Origin of the sequence: Kistimonas scapharcae, assembly GCF_039540975.1 — a bacterium.
In the GTDB taxonomy this organism is placed as follows: Bacteria; Pseudomonadota; Gammaproteobacteria; order Pseudomonadales; family Endozoicomonadaceae; genus Kistimonas; species Kistimonas scapharcae.
On record NZ_BAABFL010000180.1, the window covers coordinates 1 to 722 of the forward strand.

General features: G+C 47.6%; 1 protein-coding gene. It reads right to left on the minus strand.

What is annotated here, in order from left to right:
• Positions 1–722 (minus strand): Na+/H+ antiporter NhaA (locus ABD892_RS10275; RefSeq protein WP_345195532.1); only part of this gene is annotated, 722 nt, incomplete at both ends.

Sequence of the window (722 nt, forward strand, 5' to 3'; positions counted from 1 at the left end):
CAGTGCTTCACGTGCAGCCGCTTCAGCCGTTTTCAATGCTTTACGATCAAGCGTATCTCCACTCCAATGCTCACCCGGTGGATAAGCCACGACGCAGTCCATAATAGTGTGTAGGCGGTCATCGCTTATCCATTTTGTTGTTGGGGTCATTAGCCCCAGAATGACCCCAGTGACTGTCGGGTGGATACCTGATGCATCAACCGCCAACCAGATCATAATTCCCACTATAATGAACAAGACCATACTGCGGATGCCGATAAATGCCATGACTTTAACAACGATGAATCCGAGTAACGCGAATCCAATGGCTAGCCAATTAATGTCACTGCCATAACCCACGGCGACGACGATAATGGCACCGATGTCATCAACTACGGCTAGTGATAACATGAATATTCTCAAGCTCTTAGGAATTCGCGTGCCCAACAGTGCTAAGCAACCAATCACAAACGCCGTGTCCGTCGCCATAACGGTTCCCCAGCCATGTTGACCTAGCTCACCGTACTGAAAAAAAAGATAAATCAGAGCGGGCACTAACATTCCGCCTACTGCAGCGGAAATAGATAACATAGCAAGGCGTGGATTACGCAATTCTCCAAGCACTAGCTCTCGCTTGAGTTCTAACGCAACTAAAAAGAAAAACAGCGTCATCACCGCATCATTTATCCAGCCATGCAACGAGCGCTCAAACGCCAAAGTACCTATATTTATTCCAAGCGATA